General features: G+C 35.9%; 19 protein-coding genes. 11 read left to right on the top strand and 8 right to left on the bottom strand.

The window, feature by feature from the left end:
• The first annotated feature begins 156 nt into the window (after window positions 1–156).
• From moeA to PAND9192_RS03340, 3 genes are all read left to right on the top strand, one after another.
• Window positions 157–1,392 carry a molybdopterin molybdotransferase MoeA gene (moeA, locus tag PAND9192_RS03350; protein ID WP_087852528.1) on the top strand — a complete coding sequence of 412 codons (1,236 nt, stop codon included), beginning with the start codon at window positions 157–159 and terminating at the stop codon, window positions 1,390–1,392.
• 117 nt (window positions 1,393–1,509) lie between these two features.
• A complete protein-coding gene (gene moeB / locus PAND9192_RS03345) occupies window positions 1,510–2,280 on the top strand; it encodes a molybdopterin-synthase adenylyltransferase MoeB (protein ID WP_087852527.1) in 771 nt (256 codons plus the stop codon).
• 18 nt (window positions 2,281–2,298) lie between these two features.
• Window positions 2,299–2,532 carry a glutaredoxin family protein gene (locus tag PAND9192_RS03340; RefSeq protein ID WP_087852526.1) on the top strand — a complete coding sequence of 78 codons (234 nt, stop codon included), beginning with the start codon at window positions 2,299–2,301 and terminating at the stop codon, window positions 2,530–2,532.
• Between the two features lie 100 nt (window positions 2,533–2,632).
• Here PAND9192_RS03340 and PAND9192_RS03335 read toward each other — a convergent pair whose 3' ends face one another.
• Entirely contained in the window at window positions 2,633–3,475 is an 843-nt protein-coding gene (locus PAND9192_RS03335; protein WP_087852525.1) for a CvfB family protein, read from the bottom strand.
• A gap of 327 nt (window positions 3,476–3,802) precedes the next feature.
• Here PAND9192_RS03335 and PAND9192_RS03330 point away from each other — a divergent pair, with 327 nt between their 5' ends.
• Entirely contained in the window at window positions 3,803–5,197 is a 1,395-nt protein-coding gene (locus PAND9192_RS03330; protein WP_087852524.1) for a hypothetical protein, read from the top strand.
• Window positions 5,198–5,289: 92 nt separating this feature from the next.
• Here PAND9192_RS03330 and cfa read toward each other — a convergent pair whose 3' ends face one another.
• Window positions 5,290–6,432, bottom strand: coding sequence for a cyclopropane fatty acyl phospholipid synthase (gene cfa / locus PAND9192_RS03325; RefSeq protein ID WP_087852523.1), 1,143 nt, complete (start codon window positions 6,430–6,432; stop codon window positions 5,290–5,292).
• Between the two features lie 409 nt (window positions 6,433–6,841).
• Here cfa and PAND9192_RS03320 point away from each other — a divergent pair, with 409 nt between their 5' ends.
• The gene (locus PAND9192_RS03320; protein ID WP_087852522.1) at window positions 6,842–8,308 is read left to right on the top strand and encodes a protein adenylyltransferase SelO; all 1,467 of its coding nucleotides are present in this window, start codon (window positions 6,842–6,844) and stop codon (window positions 8,306–8,308) included.
• An 88-nt stretch (window positions 8,309–8,396) separates the two neighbouring features.
• Here the strand turns inward: PAND9192_RS03320 and gpmA are convergent, their stop codons facing one another.
• Together gpmA and metC are read right to left on the bottom strand one after the other, a co-directional pair.
• A complete protein-coding gene (gene gpmA / locus PAND9192_RS03315; RefSeq protein WP_087852521.1) occupies window positions 8,397–9,089 on the bottom strand; it encodes a 2,3-diphosphoglycerate-dependent phosphoglycerate mutase in 693 nt (230 codons plus the stop codon).
• Between the two features lie 516 nt (window positions 9,090–9,605).
• Window positions 9,606–10,793, bottom strand: a complete 1,188-nt coding sequence (metC, locus tag PAND9192_RS03310; protein WP_087852520.1) for a cystathionine beta-lyase — start codon at window positions 10,791–10,793, stop codon at window positions 9,606–9,608.
• Window positions 10,794–10,957: 164 nt separating this feature from the next.
• Here metC and PAND9192_RS03305 point away from each other — a divergent pair, with 164 nt between their 5' ends.
• The 3 genes from PAND9192_RS03305 to PAND9192_RS03295 all read left to right on the top strand — a co-directional run bounded on the left by PAND9192_RS03305 (window position 10,958) and on the right by PAND9192_RS03295 (window position 13,176).
• Window positions 10,958–11,443, top strand: a complete 486-nt coding sequence (locus tag PAND9192_RS03305) for a hypothetical protein (RefSeq protein WP_087852519.1) — start codon at window positions 10,958–10,960, stop codon at window positions 11,441–11,443.
• Window positions 11,444–11,510: 67 nt separating this feature from the next.
• Window positions 11,511–11,759, top strand: a complete 249-nt coding sequence (locus PAND9192_RS03300; protein WP_087852895.1) for a hypothetical protein — start codon at window positions 11,511–11,513, stop codon at window positions 11,757–11,759.
• A 247-nt stretch (window positions 11,760–12,006) separates the two neighbouring features.
• Entirely contained in the window at window positions 12,007–13,176 is a 1,170-nt protein-coding gene (locus PAND9192_RS03295) for a lysozyme inhibitor LprI family protein (protein WP_087852518.1), read from the top strand.
• Window positions 13,177–13,253: 77 nt separating this feature from the next.
• On the opposite strand, the gene PAND9192_RS03290 is transcribed toward PAND9192_RS03295, so the two are convergent.
• The 3 genes from PAND9192_RS03290 to PAND9192_RS03280 all read right to left on the bottom strand — a co-directional run bounded on the left by PAND9192_RS03290 (window position 13,254) and on the right by PAND9192_RS03280 (window position 16,065).
• On the bottom strand, window positions 13,254–13,994 hold the full coding sequence (locus PAND9192_RS03290; protein ID WP_087852517.1) for a potassium channel family protein: 741 nt from the start codon (window positions 13,992–13,994) through the stop codon (window positions 13,254–13,256).
• Window positions 13,995–14,285: 291 nt separating this feature from the next.
• Window positions 14,286–15,182: a fructose bisphosphate aldolase gene (locus PAND9192_RS03285; protein WP_087852516.1), complete on the bottom strand. Its 897-nt coding sequence runs from the start codon at window positions 15,180–15,182 to the stop codon at window positions 14,286–14,288.
• Between the two features lie 343 nt (window positions 15,183–15,525).
• On the bottom strand, window positions 15,526–16,065 hold the full coding sequence (locus PAND9192_RS03280) for a DUF3332 domain-containing protein (RefSeq protein WP_087852515.1): 540 nt from the start codon (window positions 16,063–16,065) through the stop codon (window positions 15,526–15,528).
• A 247-nt stretch (window positions 16,066–16,312) separates the two neighbouring features.
• Between PAND9192_RS03280 and PAND9192_RS03275 the strand changes: the two genes are divergently transcribed.
• The 3 genes from PAND9192_RS03275 (at window position 16,313) to PAND9192_RS03265 (ending at window position 20,065) form a co-directional block, all read left to right on the top strand.
• Window positions 16,313–17,929 carry a phosphoethanolamine transferase gene (locus PAND9192_RS03275; RefSeq protein ID WP_087852514.1) on the top strand — a complete coding sequence of 539 codons (1,617 nt, stop codon included), beginning with the start codon at window positions 16,313–16,315 and terminating at the stop codon, window positions 17,927–17,929.
• A 76-nt stretch (window positions 17,930–18,005) separates the two neighbouring features.
• The gene (locus PAND9192_RS03270; RefSeq protein ID WP_087852513.1) at window positions 18,006–18,683 is read left to right on the top strand and encodes a response regulator transcription factor; all 678 of its coding nucleotides are present in this window, start codon (window positions 18,006–18,008) and stop codon (window positions 18,681–18,683) included.
• A gap of 2 nt (window positions 18,684–18,685) precedes the next feature.
• Window positions 18,686–20,065 carry a sensor histidine kinase gene (locus tag PAND9192_RS03265; protein WP_087852512.1) on the top strand — a complete coding sequence of 460 codons (1,380 nt, stop codon included), beginning with the start codon at window positions 18,686–18,688 and terminating at the stop codon, window positions 20,063–20,065.
• Window positions 20,066–20,080: 15 nt separating this feature from the next.
• On the opposite strand, the gene PAND9192_RS03260 is transcribed toward PAND9192_RS03265, so the two are convergent.
• On the bottom strand, window positions 20,081–21,019 hold the full coding sequence (locus PAND9192_RS03260) for a LysR family transcriptional regulator (RefSeq protein WP_087852511.1): 939 nt from the start codon (window positions 21,017–21,019) through the stop codon (window positions 20,081–20,083).
• Between the last annotated feature and the right edge of the window lie 11 nt (window positions 21,020–21,030).

Below are 21,030 nucleotides of genomic sequence, written 5' to 3'. Positions count from 1 at the left end.
ATTCAATCTCTTACCGCGGTAGTCAATAAAGGGTAAACTACCTATTAACTAGCGTTCTGAACAATACTTAGTAAAAATCTGTAGCAAGATAACCTCAACTGAGAATTTTTCAGACCTGCTCACATCATTATCATTACTAAATAAATGGATTCGATTATGGGATGCTGCGACGTACCAGGTTTAATGACCGTTGAAACTGCGTTAAATAACATTATGACTCAGGTTTCACCATTAACAACAATCACCACGGTAGCATTAGCTGATGCAATGGGTATGGTGCTTGCTGAAGATATTCTTTCTCCTATTAATGTGCCGCCATTTGCTAATTCGGCAATGGATGGTTACGCGCTGCGTGCTGCTGATCTTGAACATACCAATACCTTAACTATGGTGGGTAAATCATTTGCGGGTATTCCTTTTACGGGTACATGTGAAGCTGGGCAATGTGTTCGCATTATGACTGGCGCTGAAATACCCGTCGGTGCTGATGTTGTTATCATGCAAGAAGAAACTCAAGTTGATGGTGATAACATTCAATTCAACATCAAGCCTAAAGCCAATGATAACATTCGCCCTATTGGCGACGATATGCATTGCGGGGAAACCGTTTTAGTTAAAGGTACCCGTTTAACAGCACGTGAAATGCCATTACTTGCATCATTAGGTATTGCTGCCTTTGCAGTGTACCGCCGCCCTAAAGTAGCCTTTTTCTCAACTGGTGATGAATTACGCCCTGTTGGTGAAGCACTTGCGGCAGGTCAAATTTACGATAGTAACCGTTATGGTATCAAAGCGTTATTAGAAAAATTTGGCTGTGATGTGTTAGATCTCGGTATTATCCCAGATTGCCCTGAAAAACTTCGCCAAGCATTCCTTACCGCATCAACAGATGCAGATGTTGTGATCACATCTGGCGGCGTAAGTGTCGGTGAAGCGGACTACACCAAAGACATTTTAGATCAAGAAGGCCAAATCGGTTTTTGGAAAATAGCCATGAAACCGGGTAAACCATTTGCCTTTGGTACCATCAATAATGCATGGTTCTGTGGTCTTCCAGGTAACCCAGTCTCTGCCATGCTAACCCTGTACCAATTAGTACAACCGATGTTAGCTAAACTAGCAGGTCATAGCCAATACCAACCACCGGTACGTTTACAAGCCAAGGCAACCTCTATGTTTAAGAAGCGCCCTGGCCGTACTGACTTCCAACGTGGTATCTATAGCATTAACTGCGATGGCCAATTTGAAGTTGCAACAACAGGCAATCAAGGCTCAGGCGCATTTAGTTCAATGCACCACGCTAACTGCTTTGTGGTATTAGAACAAGATCGTGGCCGTGTTGAGGCAGGTGAATTAGTCACCATTGAAATGTTTAACCATACTATGTACTAATTTGTTAGCAATGCATTAACTCGCTAACCAGTAAATAGCAAGTTAATGCATCAACATCTAGATGTAATCTCAAAGAACGTACGCTCGAATAAATAGTTAATAACGGTAATTTCACTTATGACAATAGAACAACATGCCAATGCTGAATTATCAGATCAAGAAATGCTGCGCTATAACCGTCAGATTATTCTGCGCCAATTTGATTTCGAAGGCCAAGAAGCATTAAAAGCCTCATCGATGTTAATTTTAGGTGCTGGTGGTTTAGGCTGTGCTTCATCACAATACCTTGCTGCTGCTGGCGTGGGAAAAATCACCCTGATTGATGACGATAAGGTTGAGGTTTCTAACTTACAACGCCAAGTCTTACATACTGATGCTACTGTTGGCATGCTCAAGGTTGAATCAGCTAAACAAGCATTAACGGCTATAAACCCCTATTTAACTGTTGAAACCATTGCTAAACGCTTAACTGATGACGAGTTATTACCACTGATTAAGCAACATAGTTTGGTGTTGGATTGTTGTGATAACGTTGATACACGTAACCAACTTAATCGATTATGCTTTACCACTAAAACCCCGCTTATTTCTGGGGCTGCTATTCGCATGGAAGGTCAAATAAGTGTTTATAGCTACCAGGATGGTGAACCTTGTTACCAATGTTTAAGTGCCCTCTTTGGTCAACAAACATTAACCTGTGTTGAAGCTGGTATTATGTCGCCTGTTGTTGGCATTGTTGGTGCAGTACAAGCAATGGAAGCGATTAAAGTGGCAACCAATATGGGTACACCATTAACAGGTAAGATCTTAATGTTAGATGCAATGAGCATGAACTGGCGTGAGATGAAATTGATGCAGCAACCAAACTGTTCGGTGTGTGGCAAATAGCGTAGCGAAATCACTATTATGAAACGTATTACTCTATTTACTCAAAAAAACTGTGGTCATTGTAAAGATGCTCAGCAGTATATGAAAACCAAAAATTACCCTTTTCGTTTAGTCGATGTAGCAACACCACAAGGTAGAAAAGAATTAAGTCGCACCGGCGCCCGCTCTGTCCCAGTTATAAAAATTGGAGATAGCGTACTAATGGGTTGGAATATGACTAAATTCGAACAGTTACTCCACCAAAAAGATTAATAACCTACGATATAGATTCAAAAAAAACCGACATCCTTAACTATTTCTAGTGGTATGTCGGTTTTTTGTCTTCACTAATAGCAATCAATACCGGTGATGATTAATCGTTGTCGTTAAGACGAATACCGTCTTTTTCAATCACAATTAAGCCTTTTTTGTAGAGGCCACCAATGGTCTTTTTAAACGTTGCTTTACTGGTACGGAAAACACGGAAGATCTCATCAGGAGTAGATTTATCACTTACCGGAATATATCCACCTTTGATTTCTAACGACGTTAGGATCTTATCTGCTAGGTCATCAACCTTACCTAAACCTACTTTTTGTAGTGATAAGTTAATTTTGCCATCTGGACGAATTTCTTGAACATAAGCTTTTAGTTGTTTACCAATAAACAGCTTACCAAATGCTTCTGTTTTAAAGAATAAACCCCAATGTTCGCCATTGATAACCGCTTTATAGCCAAGCTCGGTAGTTTCAGCAATGATAACTTGTACTTCTTGGCCTACTTTGTAGTTTGCAGGTGTTTGATCAAGGAAACGGTTAAACTTAGTCGAGCCAACAATACGACCAGATGCACGATCCGTGTAAACACGAACCATTACTTCTTCACCTTCTTCTAAGCGACGACGTTGCTCACTAAATGGAATAAGGAGATCTTTACGTAAACCCCAATCAGCAAATGCACCAATGGTAGTGGCACCAACAATACGCAGTTTAGCAAAACCACCCACTTCAACTAATGGCTCATCAGTGGTTGCAATCACTTCATCTTCAGAATCGAAGTAAATGAAAACTTTAAGCTTGTCGCCGAGCTTAGTACCTGCTGGCACAGTGTTCTTTGGTAACAAGATATTACCGAAATCATCACCGCCATTAAGAAACACGCCAAAATCTACCAGTTTGATAACTTCTAGTGTGTTGTATTGTCCAATTTTAATCATGTATCAGGTACTCTCTATATAGGCAACAACACGCTTATAGTGCAGTTGGTTCAATATCTTTATCAATCAATTTATTAGCAGCAATTATTAATGACTATCGCTAACTAGGCAATGCGCTATAATGCACGGGTTGCACTTATGATGCCGATATTATACGTGATGTTGTTAGCCTTCGCCCAACCTATCTGCAATTATTTGATGTTTTTTCATCCTATTAGCATTAATAAGTTGTGATTTATAAATAATGGACAAAAACTTATTCTCGTATAATCTCAAGGAAAACCACTTTATGCCATTTAGCATTATCCGTTGGAGGGAAAATAAAAAGTGATTACTGTCGATAAAAAAGATGGGCATAAACTCAAAATATCTCATGTGATTCATGAAACAACTAATCGACAGCTTGATATGTACATTTTTATCCCTGGTGAACTTGGGTTAAATGCCAATATCATCTCTGAAGAAGAGTTTTATCATAATGCCATTCATGGCAAACGTACTTATTTCAGTGATATCAACCATCTGCCTTTAGTACATAGTCGCCTTGCAAGCCGAGGTAAGCTCTCTATCGAGCAATACCGTTTAAGTTTAAGTCTCTATGCCTATCAATATGCGTTAGCCTTGGAAAAAACAACGCAGCAATTATTAGGAGATAGCAATGAATCGAAACAAGAAGAAATCGAAGAAGCTGCACAGTTAGCTGTTCGTATTCTAAAAAGGTTACGCCGTAACATACCAACCGATAAAAAATTACTTAAGTATTATGAAAATATTGATAATTATTTATCATGGTTTACAGAGCAACGTTTTCTGCAACTTATCGCTCACTTACCTCGTGGCGCTGAATACAATGAAATTAAACCTCAACTATTAGAGATTTGCCAAAAAGAAGCCCAACATCGTATAGATAATAATTATAATTCAGCAAGAGCGATGCAAGATCCAACGCGAATGTCAAATAAGATGCGTTTATTACGGCGTCTGATTGAATACCCTGTAACAATGAAAGAGAAAACCGTTGAGTTAGGTAAAAACACTCGCAAAATTGTCACCGGTGCCGCAGCGGGTATTGTGATGATCTTTGTGACCTTAATGCTTATTAAGGCACGCGGTATGTTAGGCGATATCACCGCCTCTTTTATTTTAGTTTTATCGGTTATTTATGCTGCTCGTGAAGTGTTTAAAGATGACTTAAAAACCATGCTATGGCGCTGGATGCGTAAAGGTAAGGCAAGATGGCGCAAACAATTTTTTGATGCTAATACTGGTCACGTTATTGGACGTCAACTTGAGTGGTTAGAGTTTGTTAATTACGATAGTTTGGTCGATGATATTCGTAAAACACGTAAACATAATGTTTCTCACCGTGAAGAAACCATTTTGCATTATAAAAGCACCACCAGAATGTCACCAACCAAATTCTTAAGTGGCTATGAACAAACACGCGAATCAATCATTCTTGATCTTAGATCAGTTGCGACCTTAATGGAAAAAGGTTCACAACGGTTATACCAACTGAATGATGGCCAAGTAACCAAAGAATCGGTTGAAAAAAGACATCTGATTAACTTGATTACTCAAGAAACAGATGAAGATAAAACAGTTCGAACTCAGCGCTGGAAAATCATAATGAGTCGTTCAAAGATCGTTGATATTGAACCAATTATTACGCCAGAACCAAAAAAACCAAAGCACAAAACAGCCATTAGCGTTGATAATTAATAGTTCATTATTTACGTAAATATAACCCATATAACAATGCCCTCATTACAAGGGCATTGTTATTTTAAGCAAAGGGTTTAATAACGTAATCGTTAGTTAGAACGCACACATAAAGGCAACTCTGCACCTTTCTTTGTTAAACCAAATTGCCATACGTTTAAATCGCGGCAACGAAATGCACCGGCACATGACAGTAAATAATAACGCCACATACGATAAAATTTCTCACCATAATGTTCTGATATTTGCGGCCAGTTTTTTTCAAATTTTTCGTTCCATGCAACTAAGGTTTTATCATAGTCTGGGCCGATATTTTGAACATCTTCAATATTAAAATAGTCTTCTGTAGCAGCACCAATTTGTGTCATTGACGGCACAACACCATTAGGGAAGATATATTTGTTAATCCACGCGTCGGTTTCTGTTTTAGAATTTGGGCTACCGATAGTATGTAATAAAAATATGCCATCATCAGCAAGGTAACGGTGAGCAGCTTTGAAGTAATCTTCATAATTCTCAGGACCCACATGCTCCATCATACCGATAGATACAACGCGATCATAAGGCTGTTGTGGTTTATGTAAGCGATAATCTTGTAAAATGAATTTCACAGGAAGATTGAGATCATCAGCGCGTTGTTGTCCTAATGCTGCTTGTTCTTTTGAAAGGGTTAAACCATCACAAATTACGCCATAATGCTCTGCTGCATAATTCATAAAACTGCCCCAGCCACAGCCGATATCTAGCAGCCGCATACCTGGTTTTAGACCCATTTTGCGGCAAACTAAATCAAGTTTAGCTTCTTGCGCGCTGTCTAGATCTGTTGCATTTTTCCAATATCCACAGGTATATGTCATGCGCTTATCAAGCATAGATTCAAATAAATCATTACCTAAATCATAATGAAAAGGCACATCTTTCGTTACTCGATCAATACTTTGACGGTTAAAAAGATGTTTTACTTTTGAGGCACCAATTTTTAAACCAATGGCAAGCTTAGAAGATAAATCAAGCTTTTCATCAATACGAGCATGTAATACACGGTTGATCATTTCATCAATGGCATCACAGCTCCACCAGCCATCCATATAACTTTCGCCAAAGCCTAATGAACCTTCGTTTAATACTCGATCATATAAACGTTCATCGTGGACTTTAATATCCCAAGGTCGAGAACCATTTATAATTACATCAGCATGAGATAATAGATTTTGGAAAAAAACTTCATTTGTCATCGTTATCATTCCTTATATGACCAATATGTGTGACAAATTGCCTTTAAATAAAGAAAACGACAATGATAATTGTTGAAAAATAAGATTTAACGAATTATTGCGTGCATATTTTAAAACTAAATTTACAGAAAAAGGATATTTAAAAATAAAATACAAACCAATTAGATTAAATAATATCCTATATTTTAATTTATATTGATATTTATCTTTAGTTATAAATCATCATCAATGAATAGTTTATGAATAAGTGATATTTCATTTTTTTGCATTAATTCCACTTTTTTCAAACTCACTATTTAGCAGTCGCTAAAGAATCATTAATAACCAATACCCCTACTTTTCATCCCTTGTTTATTTACCGAGACTCGATAAGCTTAAATAGTTCCCTTCTTTGACTATAGGTATCGCCATGAAAACACTTTCAACACTGAAGTTTGCTAATAGCTATAGCAATCTTGCTGCATCACTCGGCACGTCTATAGTACCACAACCTTTAGAACATCCTTTTCTGGTGCATTTTAATCCATTTGTTGCTGAAAAACTTGAGCTAGATCCAGCAGTTGCACTCGATACACATTTTATCGATATCTTTAGTGGCAACACAATATTAGCTAACATGTCTCCATTGGCGATGAAATATAGTGGTCATCAATTTGGACAATATAATCCAGACCTTGGAGATGGCAGAGGACTATTACTAGGAGAAGTCGTTACCAGTGCGGGTCAAAAATGGGACTTACACTTAAAAGGCTCAGGAAAAACACCTTATTCTAGAATGGGTGATGGGCGTGCTGTATTGCGATCCTCTATTCGTGAATACCTTGCAAGTGCAGCTATGGCTGGACTTAACATACCAACAACTCACGCATTAGCAATTATTGGCAGCCAAACATCTGTGATACGAGAACATGTTGAAACCGCAGCAACGCTTGTTCGTGTTGCTGAAAGTCATCTTCGTTTTGGTCATTTTGAGTATCTTTTTTATACCGGTCAACATCAACAATTACAACAACTCGCTGACTATGTTATTGAACATCATTTTCCAGAGTTGGTCTCTGCTCCTTCTCCTTATGGCGCACTGTTTAAGCAAATATGTCAATGTACAGCTGCCATGATAGCGGCTTGGCAAGCGGTGGGATTTGCACATGGCGTTATGAATACTGATAACATGTCGATTTTAGGGCTAACGTTTGATTATGGCCCATTTGGATTTATTGATGATTATGAACCTGGTTATATTTGTAATCATTCAGATTACTCAGGTCGTTATGCCTTTGACCAACAACCTTCCATTGGGTTATGGAACTTATCTGCTCTCGGTTACGCTTTGACACCATTACTCGATAAAACTGAGATTGATAATGGCTTAGAACATTACCAACACCAATTACAGCAGCAATATAGCCATAACATGCGTCAAAAATTAGGGTTAACCATTGCAGATGAGTCTGATACTCGATTATTTTCTGAACTGTTGCAGTTATTAAAACAATATCAGGTTGATTACACATTGTTCTTTAGAACATTATCTCAAATTACTATTGCTGAACTAACACACAGTGAACATCACTTTAAAACACTATTCCAATGCACTTTAGCCCTAAAAACATGGTTAGCTTGCTATCAACAACGGTTACAACTTGAGCCAGATACTCACCAGCGTTTAGCGATAATGCGACAGCATAACCCGAAATATATTCTCCGTAATTATCTTGCTCAGCAAGCTATTGAAGAAGCTGAACAAGGAAATTATCAACTTATTGAGCAATTAATGACTGTTCTAGCACACCCTTTTAATGAACATGAAGATGCAGAAAAGCTAGCACAATTACCACCGCATTGGGGTAAACATCTTGAAATCAGCTGCTCATCATGAATTTTCGTTTTAGATATATACAAAAAAACCTCACTTATAATAAGTGAGGTTTTATCTTTGACATTAACTCTTAAGTACTTATGTACTCTTATAAATAATAATATTTTATTGCTTTCATATTGCTGTCTAATTCATAGACTAGCGGTACTCCAGTAGGAATCTCTACCTGAGTTATCTCATCATCAGCAATATCACTGAGATGTTTCATTAAGGCACGTAAACTATTACCATGTGCCGCGATAAGAATATCTGCACCACTATTGATTTTAGGTACAATAACATCGTTCCAAAATGGAATTACACGCTCATAAGTATCTTTTAATGACTCACCAACAGGTAGCTCATCAACAGTTAAATCAGCGTAACGTGGATCATTACCTGGGTAATAAGGGCTTGTTTTATCAACAGCTGGTGGCGGTGTATCGTAGCTTCTACGCCAGATGAACACTTGCTCATCACCAAACTTTTCTGCTGTTTCTGCTTTATTTAAGCCTTGTAAGTTACCATAATGGCGTTCATTTAACTGCCAGCAATGATCAACCGGTAACCAGAGTAAATCAAGTTCTTCAAGTACGATAGATAAAGTATTAATGGCACGATTCAACATTGATGTATAACAGAAATCAAATTTGAAATTATTTTCTTTTAATTTTTGACCTGCTGATTGTGCTTCTGATTTACCTTGTTCAGTTAATGGTACATTGGCCCAACCAGTAAAACGGTTTTCTTTATTCCACTGGCTTTGACCATGACGAATTAAAACAATGCGAGTCGTTTTCATAGCAACCTCTATATTCTTATTAGTATTAATAACGGTGCTAATTATTTTCATGGAAATATATAAACCTACTCATAATAAACTTATTAATAATCACTTAAATTTAATAAGCCATTAAGCTTTAAAACTCAATAATAAAATAAAATGGTTATTTATTAGTTTAATTATTTATATACTTCAATAAAAATATCGTTGTCATTGGCATATTTATCAAACACCGAAATCTTATTGATAATCATTCTTGTCTATGGCAATTAAGATATCACCCACTCCTTTCGATAGCAATAGCGTCCGAAAAAATAAAATAAGACACAAAATATATAAATACAGACAAAACAACACTTAAAATTTAAGTCTGTCTTTGACGGTTGTTTTTAACCAACTGATTTTAAATAGTTTTGATATTTTAAGACGTAATCAAATCAACTTGTTGTAAAGAAATATTTACAGCTATTATTGCAATAGTTAAAATCAATCAATGAAACGTCTTAGCATGTTGGTGCTAAGACGTTTATAAGATTAAGCAATACGTTCTAGACCTTTGGCGAGATCATTTAGTAAATCATCACAGTCTTCTAAACCGATATGAACTCTTACTAATGTACCGTTAAAATCAACCTTACCAGCAGGACGAATACGGTTAAGCTCTTCCGGTTGGTTGGTTAAAATCAGCGACTCATACCCTCCCCATGAATATGCCATACTAAAATGGTTAAAATTATCAAGGAAATTGGCAATCTGCTGACTATCAAGACGTTTTTTAAGCACGAATGAAAACAATCCACAACTACCACTAAAATCACGCATAAAAAACTCATGCCCTTTACAACTTGGTAAAGCAGGATGATTGACACGTTCAACTTGTGGATGCTGCGCTAACCATTCAGCAATCTTGATACTACTGTCATGATGTTGTTTTAAACGCACTCCCATCGTCCGTAGACCACGGGCTGCAACGTAGGCAGTATCCGCATCAACCATTTGTCCCATTAAATAAGATCGCTCACGCAACTGATCCCAACAACGGCTATTGGCTACTGCTGTACCTAACATTGCATCTGAATGACCAACAATATATTTAGTCCCTGCTTGGACTGAAATATCAACATCATGATCTAAGGCTTTAAATAACACTCCTGCAGCCCATGTATTATCAATAATGATTACGATTTCAGGATTAATTGCTCGTACGGCTTTTACGATAGCTGGTATATCTTGTACTTCCATGGTGATTGAGCTGGGGGATTCTAAAAACACCACTTTAGTGTTGGGTTGAATTTTATCAGCAATGCCTGCACCAATTAATGGATCATAATATGTCGTATCGACATTAAGTCCTTTTAACACTACATTGCAAAAATCTTGAGTTGGCTCGTAGGCTGCACCCGTCATTAAAAGGTGATCACCTGCCGCCACAAACGCTAGAATAGTATTTGCAACTGCAGCTGCGCCACAAGGATACAGATAACATCCAGCCCCGCCCTCGATTTCAACCATCGCTTGTTGAAGTGAAAAATGAGTTAAGGTTCCGCGACGACCATAAAATAATTCACCATTAGCACGATTAGCTGTAGCTTGTTTTTTATCTGCGACTGAATCGAACACTAATGATGATGCTCGTTGAATAACACTGTTTACAGCCCCTTGACCAAATTTCTTTGATCGCCCAGCAGTAACCAGTTGAGTATTAATATTCTGGCTAGACATATCACTCCCTTAATGTTTCACCGTATGTTATTGAATATTCATTGTATAGCACGAATAAGCGCATCAAACTAGCAACCAAAAGTTATTGGTTATTCCTCTTCACCGATCACAACCCGTTGCTAATACTGTATATTATCTACACTTTCTATTAGAGTGATCGTCCCATGAAAAAAATATGCATTACAATACTGACGTTGTTGCTATTTTCTAGCTATGCCCTTGCAGATACGAACATCTGGCTCAATAGCAACCATAAAAATATTACCCCCAATGTTGTCATAAAAGACAACCAAATATGGTTCGCCAATAATCACACTCAAACACCTAATTTCATTATCTTTCACCAAATGGATCAAACTAAAATCACTCAAGCATTAACCAATAATCAAGCAGTTATTGTGATTAAAAACAATAAAATATGGATCAATGAAATAAGTAGTCAGCCACCTTTTGCAATATTAAAAAATAATCATCAAATTTGGCTACAAGATAATCATGGCACTGTTGCTAATGCGATTATTAAATCAAACGGCACTTTATGGTTATCAACCAACACTTCCGCTATTGCTGATGCTTATATCGGTGGAAATAACCAACGCCAGAATGGATTTATTATTGCTGCATTAATTTTATCTCAGCAATTAGGCTAGTGTAATTAACAAAATTTCCTTAAAATAGACAATTGCACCAAGTTATCACTCAAAGAGTACAGCAATGATTAATAATGAATTAAGTGTTATCGATAGCCTTGAAGAGCTAGAAGCTTTTCTACTTTCCGTTGAAAATGGTGGCCTTGGGCTACAAGGTGTTGAAGGTGTTGGCATGGCAACGAACAATGCTGATGGTCGTCATTTTGTTGCCGTTTTCAATACTAAGCACCAACTGATTTATGGTCGCTGGGTTACCGATGATGTATTTGAGAACGGCAAAGAATTAGTCAGTAAAGGTCCACGTAAAACACATTAACTGACGCGATTACACAACTATTTTTCCATGAAACGCCTATTATCATAATTGGCGTTTTTTTTATTCCATAACAAGTCAATTAACATTGGTTTGCTATTTTATTCGTTGATGTACTACTATCAGGCAATAATATACAAGATTCACAATCTATAACTACTGTTATCAGTTCTAATATTCACCGATTATTTTATCAATACGGCAAGATAACGCTAATAACATCACTTATATAAATATTAAGGACATTATCATGCCATTATATTATCGCTCATTCCCCTTGGTTATCCTTTTAAGTTCATTAATAATAAGTGCTAATGCTAATGCTAATGCTAATGCTACATCAGAAAAATGTAGCCAGTTAAGCACAATAGTAGATAAAACTATCTGCTCCTCACCTGAATTAACCAAGATAAACCATCAACTTGAGCAACAATATGAACAATTAAAAAAAGCCCATAGTGCTGTAGATCAGGTAGTTATCACAAATGCTCAAGATCAATGGCGAGATCAAATTGAAAAACAATGCACGAAATTGGAATATATGGAAGGCTGCATTCGTCTTAACTTACAACGTCAGCTTTATGAAATTAAAAATGAAGCGACTGCGCTAGTAACGGTCAGTAAAAAGTGGCGTCGATTAAATAGCTCTTTACGTCAATATGCTAATAGTGTGAAAAACAACCACAAACAGTGTCCAAATATTTCTCGCACACCGCCTAAAGATATAAAGCAATTAATTCCAAGCCAATATCTTTATGTAAAATCTTTAGTCAACCCACAATGCGATACTGTAATACGTACTTTTGCAGGATGTGGCACATTAAAAAATAATCGCTGTAATAACTGGCAGTTAAAACTTGTAGCTTCGAATGCTAATAATCAACATCCTTATGTCGTCGGTACGTTAGCAACAACCCATAGAACAGGTAATAGCGGTGCGATTTTTGTTCCTTATAAGTTTAGTCCTAATGGTAAAAACCTTATATTAAAAGCCATGATGGGCCCTCCTGGTGCAGGTGGCGGCAATATTAACTATGGTTATGATGTTATTATTCATAATAGTAAACAACAACTTTCAACGTCAACTCAACATTACCTAGCGCCAGCAAATGCTCATTTTTACGCCAATAATACTCGAGTGGCTTATTTAGAAAATTCATCATTATTACCTAATTATCCACAACCTGGTGGTGGTTCAAATAACGGAAAATTAGTGATAAAAAATGTTAATACCGACCAAGTTTTAATGACCAAAGAGCACACAGATACAAGCTATGCCATTAAAAAAATAAACACCGCCAATCACACAATGACGATTGCGACGACTGTGCATCGATTTGGTGGCAAATGCCCAAGAAAGGAAGACTCGCTGGGTTGTAGTTCTCGTACAACAACAGAACAAAAAATCACACTTCCTTAATACCATCGTATCTATTTGAATAAAAGACAATAGCTTTAGCCCTCACACGTTATATAAATTAACCTTGAGGGCTAGATTTATTGCTTATCTATATCAACTTTTTGTGCTTTATTTTGTGCTGTTTTTACACGGTAAGTACCATCTTTATAAGTAATATTAAAAGCAAAATTACTTAAAATAAGCCCAATAAAAATAAAGTTGTACATCGAATGAATGATAGCTAACGCTTTAGCATCATGACCTATTGGTGCCATATGGCCATAACCAATGGTTGTAGCCGTTATAAAACTAAAATAAATTGCATCAAAATTAGATACTAACTCACTAACACCGCCAGTTGCTTTATATAAAACAGCAAAGCCTAAGCATACTTCTATATAATTAATAACGAGCATTAAATAAGAGCGTTTTTTAGATATTGGAGGACTATAAATATCAGAAAGAAAGATCACTCCTAACAAATATAATAGTGTTTCAAGTAAAAGATAACTAATAAAGACGATTGCAAATGTTGAATCTTCCAAATTACATCTAAATATTATTATTGGTGTTACTAATTTAGATATCACATAAATTTCAGAACATATTTTGCGCGGTAATAACCCAAACTTCCCAGAAAGATGGCGAAGATATAAACCAGGAAATACATAAGAAGATAATACTAAAAATAATTTAAATAATCGTTCAATACCAAAGGTATTCTCTTTTTCATCATTCCAAACGGCTTTTAGATGATCATTTTGAATGGTAATCGCTGGTCTTACACACCGAAATTCAGTGCTCCACTGACTTAAAAATAACTTTCTTAAAAAACCCAAAACAACTCCTATGACTACTACAATTATGCTGCATAACTGCTTTATAGATCATATCATTATTTAAAATGTTTTTTTGTTTCACTTGCCTCATATTAGTGAATTATAGATATACTGACAGACCCTATTTAAATAATACCCAATAAAGAGAAAGATGTAAGACATAACATACAAACTTAATAAAATTCGCATATTATATCCTACATCAATATTTTATTTATATTTGTCAAACTAATAATATTCAAAACATTTTAGTTGAATAGCCATGTCTTGTATTATATTAAATCACGATGCTTATGAGCGCGACGCTTGATAGATAGGTTCAATCGTTTTTGCTAATGCGGCATCAAAATCAGCTTGTGCTTGATCTGCAAATAGATCATCTGTTAATACACGAGAGAAGCTTGCAATAATACCATTATTTGCTGCGAGTTTTTCACAGGCTTGCATAAGTGGAAAACCACCAGACAACGCAACAACTTTAACTACATTTTTATGAGCGATTAAGTCACTATATAAATTAGCTTGTTCAGGCAATGTAAGTTTAAGCATAACGAGTTGATCGTCATTAAGTTGATCAAGTTGTACTGATAACTCACGGTTTAGAATCTCTTCTGCTTGTGCTTTTTCAGGACTATCAATGCTAACTTCAGGTTCAATAATAGGTACTAGACCACCAGCTATAATTGTTTTAGCAACTTCAATTTGTTGAGCGACAACTGCTTTAATACCTGTTTCATTTGCATCCCAAATCACAGAGCGCATCTTGGTGCCAAATACATCTTTACTTTTAGCCTTTGCAACCAGTGCTTCAAGACCAATAATCGGTTTCATAAGTTGAACGCCGTTCGCCTTATCTTCAAGACCTTGGTCTACTTTAAGGAAAGGTAATACCCCTTTATCTTGCCAAAGGTAAAGTGAAGACGGTTTACCTTCAATTTCACGATCTAGTGTATTTTCAAATAAGATAGCACCAATAACTTTATCGCCACTAAACGCAGGGCTAGTAATAATACGAGAGCGCATAGCGTGTACTAAATCAAACATTTGCTCGTCATTATTATAAGCACTTTCTTCAATACCATATGCTTTTAGGGCCTTAGGCGTACTACCACCACTTTGATCTAGTGCAGCAATAAAACCTTCTTGAGTGCGCATTTTTTCTAGTTGCTGTGTGTTGAATGTAGTCATAAGTTATCCCTCTGCGATTTAGGTGAATCCTATATACTGATTAAATTAGAATAGTCATTATTAATCAAAAACAAAAAATTTATTTTTCAATGTGTCAGTATCTTTTTGATTTAATCTCCTTGACTTGCTATCTACTATAGCCACAAATTTTTTAACTTAATATAGCTCTTTTGACAATTAATAATCAAAAAAAGCCAATATCGGTTTAATAAAATAATATTTCCATCAGTAAAAACATAACATATTGTTTATATGAAAAAAAACCGCATATCTTATAAGATATACGGTTTTAAAATATATAGATTGAAACAACAGTTAAAAATAACTTTGCTAGCTTATCTGTTTATGCTTGTAGATCAGCATATTGATCAAGGTCAGCAACAGTAACAGCGGTAATAAACTCACCATCTAGGTAAAAGTTCACAGCATCACCTGCTTTCTCTCCACGCAACAATGTCGTTGTACCATTATGGTGAGATACTTTCATTTCTAACGTATTGTCATCAAGCTGCTTAAATGCTGCCGCTTCAATATTACTATTCTGTACACTTGCTAATGGTACTGTAGTTAATGAACGATCTAACATATTGTTGATCTTCAAATATGTGTTTAGCTTCATGTCTGCAACTGCTGGTGACTTACCAGTAATTGGGTTTTTCCCTGTCCAGAACTCAATTGAATTGAAGATAAATAAATCTGCAGTTGCAGCAATGCCATATACAGGACTTAATAACACATACAATCCTGCACGACCATAGCGGTTATCGACAGCTGATAAATTAGCTTTAGTCACCACCTTAGAAACACCCATTTGACCAATACAGCCTGTTAGTGACGTGGTTAATACTGCAATTGCTACTGCTTTAAGTGCAAATTTTTTCATTTAAAATTAACTCCGAACATATGATCTGACTAGACCAAAAACGTGCGGATTATAATTTTTTTCATTTCCATTACGAGCAAATAAGTAATAGCAAATGTTTCATTTGAAACAGTACAGTCACATATATCTATACTGTTAATGAAACACATAATTTCAACATATCTCAAAACAATGAACATATCTTAAGTAATTCTTAAGTTACATCACAGATAATATTATGATTAATTGACTAATTAAAGAATAAACAATGCGCAAAATTTTCCACTTAAAGATGACCAGTTTTATTGTATGGATGTCGCTCTATTTCACCTTTTGTTTTAATTTTCCAACCATAGCAAAGATTTTTTCGTTAAGTCATACAGTATCAAACCCTCTTTTTCCCTATACTGCGCCTATTGTTTTAATTGCTGCTTTTATCATTATTTTCAGTTGTTTGTGTTGGCCATACATTTTTAAAGCCATCATGATTTTTTTAGTCATCACATCATCAATGGCGTTATTTGCTGAAGTGAATTACCACACTTTATTTGATAATGCGGTTATTGAAAGTATCTTCCAAACACGCTCTGATGAAGCATTATCGTATGTTAATTTACATTCTATCACTTACATTATCGTCTTTGGTTTAATCCCAAGCATTTGGATTGCTTGCATTAAAATCACTAAGCGTGAAACATTTATTAAAGAAATTATCGCACGCATTATACTTATTGGTATCGCTACAACTGCACTACTTATCATCGCGTTAACGAACTACAAAAGTTATGCCGCAGTTGGTCGTAATAACCACTATTTAAACCGTATGATCATACCTGGCCATGTGTACGCCGGTGGTAAATACTTATATAAGGAATTTATTTACAAACCACTGCCATACAAAAAACAAGGCTTAGATGCCAAACTATTACCAACCAAAAACCACAAGCCGACATTATTTGTCATGGTTCTTGGTGAAACCGCACGTACTTATGATTATGCCTATAATGGTTATAAACGCGACACTAACCCTTACACCAAAAATGAAGGGATCATTTCATTTAGAAATGTACAATCATGTGGTACTTACACCGCATTATCCGTACCGTGTATGTTCTCTAACCTAACCCGCGCTCACTACAATCAAGATCGTGCTTATACTCAAGATAACGCCATTGATATTATTCACCGCGCTGGTGCTGAAGTGTTATGGATCGATAATGATGGCGGTTCAAAAGGTGTTGCAGCCAGAATGCCTTATGTTGCAACTGATACATCAAAACATAATCAATATTGTGACGGCACTAGCTGTTATGATGGCGTAATGCTAAGTAAAGCTGCAGCCTTTATAAACAAAGATGATAAAAATAAGTTACTTGTTTTACATCTTATTGGCAGCCATGGTCCAACATATTTCCAACGTTATCCAAAACAATTCGACCGTTTTAAGCCTTCTTGTAACCGTAGCGATATTGAAAATTGCACCGACCAAGAAATCAAGAATGTCTATGACAATACCATTCTCTATACTGACTATGTCGATGAGCAAGTCATTAAATTATTGAAGAAAAATGAAAACAAATACAATGTTGCGATGCTATACATGTCTGATCATGGTGAATCGCTAGGTGAAAATGGCTTTTATCTTCATGGTGCGCCTTACCCTATTGCGCCTAAAGAACAAAAGCATGTGCCATGGCTATTATGGATCCCGACTCAATATGCGCAGCAAAAAGGCATTAATCTTAGCTGTTTAAAAGCGAAAGAAGACGTTGGTCATTTATCACAAGATAATTTGTTCCATAGTTTATTAGGTCTTTATGGCGTGCAATCTAAAGTTATCAACCCAGCACTTGATATTAGTGCGAGTTGTCGAGTTAAACCATAAACAGCTAAGGTAACACTATGATTTAATGTATACTTATACATCCCGTATAAGTATACATTTTCACGTTGAGTTTATAATGAAACTATTGATTATTGAAGATTCCTCACCGTTGCGCCGTAGTTTAGTTGTTGGGTTCAATAACTTAGGGTTCACAACTGATGAAGCAAGTAATGGTACTGACGGACTCAGCTTAGCACTTAATAATCCTTACGATATTATCATTTTAGATCTTATGCTACCAGGCATCGATGGTATGGAGATTCTCAAACAATTAAGGCAATCAGCGTTACAAACACGGGTTATTATTCTTTCAGCCAACAGTCAGCACCAAGATCGCATAAATGGATTGCTCCAAGGTGCAGATGATTACCTTACTAAACCATTTTCTTTTGATGAACTACACGCCAGAGTTGTTGCTGTTTCTCGCCGCGGTATTATTAATAATTTCACCAACACCATAACGATTAATGACTTTGTTTTAGACTCAAACACCATGAATTTACGCTATGAAGCGATTGACATTGATCTAACACCTAATGAATTTAAAATTATTGAGTACCTCTTTAACCATCCAAATCAAGTGATGAGTACAGCAATGATCAGCGATAATATTGCCAATAATTTTGATTATATTTCTAAAAACACTATTGAAGCGCATATTTCCACTATACGAAAAAAAATTAAATCTCATCCAATTACAGCGACTTTTCCACTTAAGAATAAACGTGGTTTTGGCTACTATATTGAGAATTAATAATGATTAAAACACGCTCAATAAAAAGAAACTTAATTAATTCAATTTCCGCAGTCTTTGGATTATTTATCATCATTGTGTATACATTTATTGATACCAGTATTGATAATTGGGCTCAACAACAGTTTAAAACTGGACTCAAAGAACAAATGGAGCAGATAAAAGTTCTGATCCATGATCATGCATCTCCCATTGTTGATAATAAAAATAGCCATTTTTATTACCAAATATGGAAAAACAATCAAACAATTAAACGGTCAGTTAATCTTCGTCCTTATCCTGAACTAGACCTGCACCACACTAAAATTGCAATTAACTCAAATCAACTGGTTCAAGTAACCATGCCAAATAATGCACCGGGGCAAGCGCTTTTATCGTCATATGTTCATCGCAACAAAGATGGTTCAAGCGACTATATGTATATCACCGTCGCAACCTCAACCAAAAGCCTTACTCGTATAACTGGACTATTAGATATTTTACTGATTGGTAGCTTCTTATTATCAATGATCATTATTCGAATTGTGACTAAAAAAATTGTTAGTCAAGGATTACTACCATTAGACTCATTAAATCACCAAATTAAAACCTTCAATAACAATAATGATGATTCAAATAAGCATTTTATATTTGATGGCGATAAAAATTATTCGGAAATTGATCTTATCATCAATGAATTAAATAATTTCTTAGCCATTAATCGTAATAGTATTGAAAATGAAAAGCGCATCACGTCAGATATAGCACACGAAATAAAAACCCCAATTTCCGAGCTAATTACACTCACAGAAGTCCACCAGCGTTTTCCTGATGATAAGCGCTTAGCAGAAACCTTTACTGATGATATTTTACAAATTTCAAATAGAATGCGAATAATCGTAGAAAACTTATTATTACTTCAACGTACATCATCAGCTATCGAACTATATAAACAGCCATTAGATCTAATGATATTATTCAATGATATTGAGCGTGAATTAGTATTCAAATACCCTGATATCAGCACCAGAATAACCAACAATACTCCGCTTAATACCACAGTAATTGCTGATACATTTAGCTTAAAAACAATTCTAACTAATTTGATTGATAATGCGCTGTTTTATAGTTTATCCACTACTAATATCCAAATAAACGTTGTCGATAAAACGTCAAACTTCATTATTGAAGTCATTAACACCACGACTGTTCACTATTCAGAAACTGAACTTAAAAAATTAGTTCAACCGCTTTATCAGTATGATTGTTCAAGATCAAACGATAGTCGCTACGGTTTAGGACTATCGATTGTTAATAATATTTGTAAAGTCAATCAGTACCAATTAACGATTTCACAAACAATAAAAGGCGATTTTAGTGTGAAGGTATGTATTCCTAAATAACAAATCATCATATTATTATGGAATTTTTTGATCTATCTCTACCATACTTTGAATCCCCGCAGTCATTATTTCCATAAATAATCGCAGTCTTTTTGAATAATAATTTGAGTAGGGATATACCAAATAAATCGGTAATGGATCAGCTTGCCATCCTTCAGCAATATGTACAAGTTGACCTGTTAGTAAGTAAGGTTCAACTAACCATGAAGAGACGGTACTGATCCCTAAGCCATCTTTGACACATTCAACAGCAGAATAAAGATTATCTGTCGATAGAATAGGATCTAATTCTAATATAGAGGCTGTACTGCAAGCAGTATTCTTTAACGTTAGCTCATGATTATAAAAACTACTGATCGCAATCCATGGCCATTGCTGTAATTCAGTAATATCATTAATTTTCCCGTATTTTTCGATCAGTGAAGGAGCTGCAACCACAATACGAGGAACATGCGCGATGAGTTTTGCAACTACATTTGGGGTTGTAACAGCACCGACATGAATTGCGCAATCAATATTATCAGAAAGAAAATCAGGCAAAGTATCATTTAATAGCCAATCAACACGCATTTCTGGGTATGTTGTAAGATATTTAATTAGTGGCTTCACTAACTGTTTCTGACCAAAAGCATGAGGTACTCTTACTCTCAATCGCCCCTTAATTGTAGCAGTCTCATTGACTACCGAGTCTTCTAATATTGACCACTGCGCTAATAATTGTTTAGCTTGTTGATAACAATTGTCCCCTTCATCAGTTAATTTTAATTGATGCGTTGTACGCAACATTAACTTGCAATTAAGAATTTGTTCCAATGATTTCAAGCGTCGGCTGATCGTCGGTTGAGTCGTGCTCAATTGTTTAGCAGCAGCACTTAAACTTCCAGCTTCAACAATTCTTACCCACGTTTTAAGTAATAATATTCGGTCAAGGTTTTTTAGAGTCTGTATATTCATACGCTGAGTGT

Origin of the sequence: Photobacterium andalusiense (assembly GCF_900185625.1) — a bacterium.
GTDB classification, from domain to species: domain Bacteria; phylum Pseudomonadota; class Gammaproteobacteria; order Enterobacterales; family Vibrionaceae; genus Photobacterium; species Photobacterium aquimaris.
The sequence above is the reverse complement of the archived record's forward strand: the minus strand, read 5'-3'. Positions and strand labels throughout refer to the sequence as shown.

Excerpts from the sequence above, each read along its gene's own strand:
- moeA (WP_087852528.1), top strand. The coding sequence starts at position 157 with ATGGGATGCTGCGACGTACCAGGTTTAATGACCGTTGAAACTGCGTTA.
- moeB (WP_087852527.1), top strand. The coding sequence starts at position 1,510 with ATGACAATAGAACAACATGCCAATGCTGAATTATCAGATCAAGAAATG.
- PAND9192_RS03340 (WP_087852526.1), top strand. The coding sequence starts at position 2,299 with ATGAAACGTATTACTCTATTTACTCAAAAAAACTGTGGTCATTGTAAA.
- PAND9192_RS03335 (WP_087852525.1), bottom strand. The coding sequence starts at position 3,475 with ATGATTAAAATTGGACAATACAACACACTAGAAGTTATCAAACTGGTA.
- cfa (WP_087852523.1), bottom strand. The coding sequence starts at position 6,432 with ATGACAAATGAAGTTTTTTTCCAAAATCTATTATCTCATGCTGATGTA.
- PAND9192_RS03320 (WP_087852522.1), top strand. The coding sequence starts at position 6,842 with ATGAAAACACTTTCAACACTGAAGTTTGCTAATAGCTATAGCAATCTT.
- gpmA (WP_087852521.1), bottom strand. The coding sequence starts at position 9,089 with ATGAAAACGACTCGCATTGTTTTAATTCGTCATGGTCAAAGCCAGTGG.
- metC (WP_087852520.1), bottom strand. The coding sequence starts at position 10,793 with ATGTCTAGCCAGAATATTAATACTCAACTGGTTACTGCTGGGCGATCA.
- PAND9192_RS03305 (WP_087852519.1), top strand. The coding sequence starts at position 10,958 with ATGAAAAAAATATGCATTACAATACTGACGTTGTTGCTATTTTCTAGC.
- PAND9192_RS03295 (WP_087852518.1), top strand. The coding sequence starts at position 12,007 with ATGCCATTATATTATCGCTCATTCCCCTTGGTTATCCTTTTAAGTTCA.
- PAND9192_RS03285 (WP_087852516.1), bottom strand. The coding sequence starts at position 15,182 with ATGACTACATTCAACACACAGCAACTAGAAAAAATGCGCACTCAAGAA.
- PAND9192_RS03280 (WP_087852515.1), bottom strand. The coding sequence starts at position 16,065 with ATGAAAAAATTTGCACTTAAAGCAGTAGCAATTGCAGTATTAACCACG.
- PAND9192_RS03275 (WP_087852514.1), top strand. The coding sequence starts at position 16,313 with ATGCGCAAAATTTTCCACTTAAAGATGACCAGTTTTATTGTATGGATG.
- PAND9192_RS03270 (WP_087852513.1), top strand. The coding sequence starts at position 18,006 with ATGAAACTATTGATTATTGAAGATTCCTCACCGTTGCGCCGTAGTTTA.
- PAND9192_RS03265 (WP_087852512.1), top strand. The coding sequence starts at position 18,686 with ATGATTAAAACACGCTCAATAAAAAGAAACTTAATTAATTCAATTTCC.
- PAND9192_RS03260 (WP_087852511.1), bottom strand. The coding sequence starts at position 21,019 with ATGAATATACAGACTCTAAAAAACCTTGACCGAATATTATTACTTAAA.